General features: G+C 54.6%; 2 protein-coding genes and 1 pseudogene. 1 reads left to right on the forward strand and 2 read right to left on the reverse strand.

Annotated elements, in window-relative coordinates; translation table 11 throughout:
• Positions 1 to 674, reverse strand: a pseudogene (locus tag QVP67_RS09930) (Plug domain-containing protein); the annotation flags it as partial.
• 285 nt (positions 675 to 959) lie between these two features.
• Positions 960 to 1,631 carry a CatA-like O-acetyltransferase gene (locus tag QVP67_RS09935; protein WP_022163409.1) on the reverse strand — a complete coding sequence of 224 codons (672 nt, stop codon included), beginning with the start codon at positions 1,629 to 1,631 and terminating at the stop codon, positions 960 to 962.
• A 147-nt stretch (positions 1,632 to 1,778) separates the two neighbouring features.
• On the opposite strand from QVP67_RS09935, the gene QVP67_RS09940 reads away from it, so the two are divergent.
• Positions 1,779 to 3,322: sensor histidine kinase (locus QVP67_RS09940; protein WP_288180112.1), on the forward strand; the 1,544-nt coding region annotated here is incomplete at its 3' end.

A 3,322-nucleotide genomic window follows, 5' to 3' on the forward strand; every position in this document is an offset into this window, starting at 1 on the left:
CAGTGACGGGCTTCCTTATCGGTGGTGTTGAAACTTTCGCCGTGGGTGTGAGAGTAAAGAAAGTCGGCCGAAAACCGATGCCCGTTGTATAACAAGGAGGCACGTTCCTCGAACGAGGCTTCATGCTCCTGATTGTATTTTCCGTAGACTTCGCCCTGCATCACGCCTGGGTCGCCGATACGGTGGCGCAGGCGAACGTTGATCATCGCTCCACGTACCTGATAGCGGGCAGGCGCGTTGTACATCACTTCGACGCGTTCGATGCGGTCGGCAGGCAACGATTTCAGCAAGGCGTACAGCTGCGCACCGCTCATGTTGGTCACCTTGCCGTCCAGCACGATGGTAACCGCCTGCATGCCCAACGTCAGCGCACCGTCCTGCTCCATCACGCCGGGCAGTTCTTTCAAAGCTTCGTATACGTTATCCACCGGACGGTCTTTGATCATCCGCGGCAGGTCGTACTCCAGCTTACCGGCCGAAGCCTTCACGACGGGACGTTCGCCGGTCACCATCACCTCGGGCAAATGCCGGTAAAGGCTGTCCATACGGGCATCGCCCGTCAGGATGCTGTCGGCCGACAGCGTACGTGTGTTTTCTTTTTCCAGATTCTCCTGGGCGGAGAGCGGCAGAGCCAGCAGCAGGCAGGCTGCCGATGCCAATAGTTTTTGTCTCATCATTCTTTTCTTCATTTTTGTACTGCATGATACATCACTCCGAAGTCCGGCTGCCAGTATCGCAGACAAGGAGCGGTGTATGCCTGCACCCTGCCCTTCTTCCTCATGACCTTAGGGTACAATCATCCGGGATGATTCCCCCAATCAACCGGGATGATTCCTACCATCAACGGGGATGATTGTATCCTTCTGCCGTTCTTTTCGGTGGCACAAAGATAGACAGAGACAAATAAAGCCCGCGTTATCGCAGGCTTATGAAGTCTTATCAAGTGTTATCGGATCGTATTATTCAACGTTCTTGTCCTCCGCAATCTCCTTCAGATACTGCTCTATCTTCTGGAAGAACAGCGAAAGGTGAGAGCCATCGACAAAAGCATGGTTCACATAAATGGACAGCGGCATCACCAACCGGCCTTCGCGGATAACGGCCTTGCCGGCAGTCATCAAAGGGTAGTTGCAGGCATTGCCCGCTTCGGCCAACGTATAAGTAATGGATGTGAAGTACATGCCGGGCACGGCACTCAGATGCACCACATCGTAGTCGCCTTGGGCCATCAGCGTTTTCTCGGCACCATAGGGATCGCCGTCGGACGGAATATGGGTAATCAGTTGATGGGCTTCGGCGTAGAAGTCGGCAAAACTTTCGTGATAAGGTATGCGCAGGGTGAAGAAGGTACGGCCGGGCACAGCGATGGGTGTGATGATGTCCACCCGGTCGTGAAAGACAACCTGCTTCTGCTTGTCGATGCGGTAACGCAACTCATCTACTTCGTTGGCAGCACGTACCACGGCATACAGATAATAGAGAAAGAACGACTGCCCCCGGCGTTTGGCTGCCGCACGGGCTTCGGTACAGTCGATTTCGGTGGCCACAGCATACCACGAACTGACAAAGGTTTCAAAGAAGCGATAGTTGTCGCGACGGACCCAGGTATCTACATCAATAATATGTTTCATATATTCAACAATTTTAATTCGGGCAACAAAATTAATACATGCAACCGAATATAAGAAGAAATCCAGCCACCGGACTACCGAAAAAGAAGTGTTATTTAGTCTTACCAGACATCGGGAGATAAAAAGGAAGTGCGTATCTTTATCCCCATGAAACTGCCCTCGAAATACATCGCCCTGCTCGTCATCCTCTCGCTGACGGGTATCTTTGCCTATCAGACCTACTGGCTGACAGGCCTCTACCGCACCATGCGCACCGACCTGGAGCGCAACATCACGGAAGCCATGCGCATCAGCGACTACAACGAGATGCTGGTGCGTATCGAACACCTACAGGAAAGGAACAGAGAGCATGGCGAAGTCTCCATCTCCACTGGTTTTGACGACGAGGGCAAGCAGTTTGTGCGGAGCAGCACCGTGCTGCATCAGGTATCTGACACTGTGATAGAGGGCTTCACCGCCCGTAACGATACGCTACAGCGGATAGAGACAGATACCGTGCGCCCCGACGCCATGCTTCATGCAAAGGAGGGGCTCGACATGCTGCTGCGCAACCAACGCACCATGACCGGCATGGCCATTTACCTGCAACGCGGACTGCACTCGGGGCTCGACATATTGAGAAGTCCCGATTTCAGTGTATACGACAGCCTGCTCAACACCCGCCTCAGGGAAATGAACATCCCCATACGCTACCGCCTGCAATACCTGTACTCTGGCTACGACGCCCAAGACCGCTGGCTCTATACCGATACCCTGGCCACAGGCGGCACACCCGGCTATGTGCCCGGTCCCGATGCCGTCAGCTACCAATACGCCTTCTCCTCTTCGGAACACGATGTCTATCGTCTTACCACCGAACCGTTGGGAGGCCTCGTGCTGCGGCAGATGGCAGGCATACTGATAACTTCGTCGGTCATCCTCCTCATCCTCGGCTTCTCCTTCTGGTACCTCATCCACACCATCCTGCGGCAGAAGACGCTGGAGGAAATGAAAAGCGACTTTACCAACAACATCACCCACGAACTGAAAACCCCCATTGCCGTGGCCTATGCCGCCACCGATGCCTTGCTCAACTTCCACCAAGCCGACGACCCCGGCAAGCGCGAACGCTACCTGCGCATCTGCCAGGAGCAGTTGCAACGCCTCGGCGGGCTGGTAGAGCAGATACTCTCCATGTCGATGGAGCGACGCAAGACCTTCCGCCTCCATTGGGAAGAAGTACACTTAGCTACCCTCCTGCCCTCCCTCATCGAACTGCATAAGCTGAAAGCCGACAAGCCTGTCCACATCACGCTCGACATCGTCCCCGAAGACCTGACCGTCCCTGCCGACCGCACCCATCTGTCCAACATCGTAAGCAATCTGCTGGACAATGCCGTGAAGTATTCGCGCAACCAGGCCGACATTACCGTCCGTTGCTGCCATTACACGGACACAGACGGACAAGTCTATACAGAAATCAGTGTCAGCGACCACGGCATCGGCATCGCCCGCGACCGCCTGCCCCACGTATTCGACAAGTTCTACCGAGTACCCACCGGCAACCTGCACGAAGTGAAAGGCTACGGCCTCGGTCTGTTCTATGTGAAGACAATGGTGGAAAAGCATGGCGGTACAGTGGAAGTGAAGAGCGAACCGGGGAAAGGAAGTGAGTTTAAGGTGAGATTGAGGGCAAGCAAAGCCTCACCCCT

This window comes from Bacteroides sp. CAG:633 (genome assembly GCF_000435115.1).
GTDB lineage: Bacteria > Bacteroidota > Bacteroidia > Bacteroidales > Bacteroidaceae > Bacteroides > Bacteroides ndongoniae.

What these genes read in the sequence shown, in the direction of transcription:
- QVP67_RS09935 (WP_022163409.1), bottom strand. Translation starts at nt 1,631, where the DNA reads ATGAAACATATTATTGATGTAGATACCTGGGTCCGTCGCGACAACTAT.